Annotated in this window: 4 protein-coding genes and 1 pseudogene; all 5 read left to right on the top strand. The window is 70.4% G+C overall.

Annotated features, from left to right (window positions below; genetic code table 11):
- A partial coding sequence (locus tag VFL99_RS07190) for a geranylgeranyl reductase family protein (protein ID WP_325105653.1) occupies window positions 1–958 on the top strand: 958 nt, incomplete at its 5' end.
- 121 nt (window positions 959–1,079) lie between these two features.
- Window positions 1,080–1,445: an NADH-quinone oxidoreductase subunit A gene (locus tag VFL99_RS07185; RefSeq protein WP_325105652.1), complete on the top strand. Its 366-nt coding sequence runs from the start codon at window positions 1,080–1,082 to the stop codon at window positions 1,443–1,445.
- A 78-nt stretch (window positions 1,446–1,523) separates the two neighbouring features.
- Window positions 1,524–2,078: a NuoB/complex I 20 kDa subunit family protein gene (locus VFL99_RS07180; protein ID WP_325105651.1), complete on the top strand. Its 555-nt coding sequence runs from the start codon at window positions 1,524–1,526 to the stop codon at window positions 2,076–2,078.
- A complete protein-coding gene (locus VFL99_RS07175) occupies window positions 2,075–3,028 on the top strand; it encodes an NADH-quinone oxidoreductase subunit C (RefSeq protein WP_414713729.1) in 954 nt (317 codons plus the stop codon). The genes VFL99_RS07180 and VFL99_RS07175 overlap by 4 nt, the downstream gene beginning before the upstream one ends.
- Window positions 3,028–3,356: pseudogene (locus VFL99_RS07170) on the top strand (NADH dehydrogenase subunit D); the annotation flags it as partial. The gene VFL99_RS07175 and the pseudogene VFL99_RS07170, both read left to right, overlap by 1 nt.

The following is a 3,356-nucleotide window of genomic DNA, read 5'->3' as shown; positions in this document are numbered from 1 at the left end:
CCGGCACGCCGAGAAGGCCGGCGCCCGGCTGCTGGAGCGCCAGGCGGTCACCGGCCCGGTGCTCGACGAGCGCACCGGCCGGGTCGTCGGGGTGACCGCCAAGCCGGTCGACGACCGCGGCCGCAAGGTCGGCGACGAGGTCACCTACTCGGCGCCGGTGGTCATCGCCGCCGACGGCGTCTCCGCGCGGATGGCGCTCGCACTCGGCCTGGAGAAGCGCCCCGACCGGCCGCTGGGCGTGGCGGTGCGCACCTACTACACCAGCCCCCGGCACGACGACGACTACCTCGAGTCCTGGCTCGAGCTGTGGTCCGACGACGAGGAGAGCGGACGGCGGGTGCTGCTCCCCGGCTACGGCTGGATCTTCGGCGTCGGCGACGGCCGGAGCAACGTCGGCCTGGGCATCCTCAACACCTCCAGCGCCTTCGGCAAGGTCGACTACCGCGACGTGCTGCGTCGCTGGGTGGCGAGCATGCCGGCCGAGTGGACCTACGGCGAGGAGACCATGACCGGCCCCATCCGGGGGGCCGCGCTGCCCATGGGCTTCAACCGCCAGCCGCACTACGCGAACGGGTTGCTCCTCGTCGGCGACGCCGGCGGCATGGTGAACCCGTTCAACGGTGAGGGCATCGCCTACGCGATGGAGTCGGCGCGGTTGGCGGCGGACATCATCTCCCAGGCCGCGGCCCGCGCCACGGACGCCGAGCGCGAGCGGGTCCTGCAGTCCTACCCCGCCGTGATGAAGGACGCCCTCGGCGGCTACTACACGGTGGGCCGGGGCTTCGCCAAGCTCATCGGCCACCCCGAGGTGATGCGGCTCGCCGTGCGCTACGGACTGCCGCGCACGACCCTGATGCGCTTCGTGCTCAAGGTGATGGCCAACCTGTCCGAGCCGTTCGGCGGCGGAGTCGACGACCGACTCATCCACGCCCTGTCCAAGGTGGCCCCAGCGGCATGAGCGGACACGCGCACCACATCAACCCCGTCGGCCCCCGGCACGGGCTCGCCCCTAGGATGGGGCGCTGCGGGCTGCCCGCGCCCCTGCCCTCGTCGAGTCACCGAAAGGGGAGGCCCACCCGATGAGCTACTCCTACGCACCGCTGCTGATCTTCGCCGGCATCGGCGCGGCCTTCGCCGTGTTCTCCGTGCTCATCGCGGGAGCCCTGGCCGGTCCGAGGCGCTACAACCGCGCGAAGGTCGACGCGTACGAGTGTGGGATCGAGCCGTCGCCGCAGGCCTCCGGGGGTGGGCGCATCCCGATCAAGTACTACCTGACGGCGATGCTCTTCATCATCTTCGACATCGAGAGTGTGTTCCTGTTCCCCTTCGCCGTGGCCTTCGACAAGATGGGCCTCTTTGCGCTGGTGGAGATGGTGCTGTTCATCGTCACCGTGTTCGTCGCCTACGGCTACGTGTGGCGTCGCGGCGGACTGGAGTGGGACTGACATTGGCACGGGCCGGGGCGGCATGGGACTGAGGACCTCCGACAACATCCTGCGAGCAATGGGACGCGACGAGTAACTATGGGAATCGAAGAGAAGCTGCCGGCAGGCTTCCTGCTCTCGACGGTCGAGCAGGTGGCCGGCTACATGCGCAAGAGCTCGGTGTGGCCGGCGACGTTCGGGCTGGCCTGCTGCGCCATCGAGATGATGGTCGTCGGCACGCCCGACTACGACATCGCCCGCTTCGGGATGGAGCGGTTCTCCGCGACCCCGCGTCAGGCCGACCTGATGATCGTGGCCGGCCGGGTCAGCCAGAAGATGGCTCCTGTCGTGCGCCAGGTCTACGACCAGATGCCCGAGCCCAAGTGGGTCATCTCCATGGGCGTGTGCGCGAGCAGCGGCGGCATGTTCAACAACTACGCGATCGTGCAGGGCGTCGACCACGTCATCCCCGTCGACGTCTACTTGCCGGGCTGTCCGCCACGGCCGGAGATGCTGCTCAACGCCATCCTCGAGCTGCACAAGCAGATCCAGACCTCCAAGCTCGGGGTGAACCGCAAGGCGGCGGCCCGTGCCGCGGAGGAAGCGGCCCTCGCGGCGACGCCGACCCACCAGATGAAGGGGCTGCTGTCGTGAGCGACGACGAGAAGAACGAGCAGCCGAACGCCCCCGAGGCTCCGAAGAGCGAGGAGATGCGGGCCGCCGAGGAGGGGCGCGACGTCGCCCGGGTCGAGGGCAGCACCGGCGCCGTCGACAAGGTCGGCGTCACCAGCGACGAGCAGAAGGTCTCGACCACCCACGCGCACGAGACCGGCGGCGCGCCGACGACGGCGGAGGCCCAGGAGCTGCAGCAGGTCGACGGCTCACGGGACGGTCAGGACGGCCCGGACCACCTGCCGACGACGCCCGAGGCGTTCATGGGGCCGCAGGAGGTCGGCGAGCGGCACGGCATGTTCGGCTCCTCGCTCGGCAACGACACCAGCGGCTACGGCGGCCTCGTCTCCCCGATCCTCTTCCCGGCAGCGGCACGTCGCCCCTACGGCGGCTACTTCGACGCGGTGGCCGACCAGCTGGAGCGGGTGCTGGATGCCGGCGACACGCCATACAGCCACGCGGTCCAGCGTGTCGTGGTCGACCGCGACGAGCTGACCCTCCACGTCGCCCGGCAGGCCCTGCCTGCGGTGGCCCGCGCGCTGCGCGATGACCCGAGCCTGCGCTTCGAGCTCTGCACCGGGGTCTCCGGTGTGCACTACCCGCAGGAAACCGGCCGCGAGCTGCACGCCGTCTACCACTTCCTGTCGATCACCCACGGCGGGAGGCGCGTCCGGGTCGAGGTCAGCTGCCCCGACGCGGATCCGCACATCCCGTCCATCGTCTCGGTCTACCCGGCCAACGACTGGCACGAGCGGGAGACCTGGGACATGTTCGGGATCATCTTCGACGGCCACCCGGCCCTGACCCGCATCCTCATGCCGGACGACTGGCCCGGCCACCCCCAGCGCAAGGACTACCCGCTCGGCGGCATCCACGTCGAGTACAAGGGCGCCACCATCCCGCCGCCCGACCAGCGGAGGTCGTACAACTGATGACCGAGCACGAGCACCCCCACGTGACCACCACGGAGGAGCCGGTCGACGCGATGCACGCCGGCGACATCTTCGCCGCGTCCGCGGCCGACGAGGCCGAGGCGGAGGGCGCCACCGTCCTCAACGCGAGCGGTGGCGACTGGGACGACATCGCCGAGGAGGCCGCGGCGATGGGCGAGGAGCGCATCGTCGTCAACATGGGTCCGCAGCACCCGTCGACGCACGGCGTGCTGCGCCTGATCCTCGAGCTGGACGGCGAGACGGTCACCGAGGCGCGGGCGGGCATCGGCTACCTGCACACCGGCATCGAGAAGAACATGGAGTTCCG

The organism is Segeticoccus sp. (assembly GCF_035708005.1).
This window is presented reverse-complemented; position numbering and strand designations above follow the sequence as displayed.

Coding starts and splice junctions, on each gene's coding strand:
- VFL99_RS07185 (WP_325105652.1), top strand. CDS start 1,080: ATGAGCTACTCCTACGCACCGCTGCTGATCTTCGCCGGCATCGGCGCG.
- VFL99_RS07180 (WP_325105651.1), top strand. CDS start 1,524: ATGGGAATCGAAGAGAAGCTGCCGGCAGGCTTCCTGCTCTCGACGGTC.